Origin of the sequence: Burkholderia sp. SIMBA_062 (assembly GCF_046534765.1) — a bacterium.
Classification (GTDB): Bacteria; Pseudomonadota; Gammaproteobacteria; order Burkholderiales; family Burkholderiaceae; genus Burkholderia; species Burkholderia ambifaria.
In genome coordinates this window covers 1-248 of record NZ_JAWRYD010000496.1, presented here as the reverse complement: position 1 = coordinate 248, position 248 = coordinate 1, and the positions used below count along the sequence as shown (strand labels likewise).

The following is a 248-nucleotide window of genomic DNA, read 5'->3' as shown; positions in this document are numbered from 1 at the left end:
GGAGGACCATTTTTTGCAGCTTGCCAAGGTGTTTTTTGCCCAAAAGTAGCTGAACCTGGAATAAATGCACCATATTGCCATACCATTGAACCATCATAGGCTGAACCGTAAGAAGCATCATTCCCAAATGCAACTCTCGGGCTTCCTAGATATGGGGTTGCACTAAAGCTGGTTCCATAATAACCCTGTCCATATTGAGTTTGATATTCAGGAAAAGTAGCCTTATCTATTGTAGACATAGTAAGAGA

The 248-nt window shown here is 41.5% G+C and carries 1 protein-coding gene; it reads right to left on the bottom strand.

Annotated features, from left to right (window positions below; genetic code table 11):
* Positions 1 to 248, bottom strand: a 248-nt coding sequence (locus SB786_RS37215; protein WP_410731711.1) for a hypothetical protein, incomplete at both ends; no start/stop codon positions are given.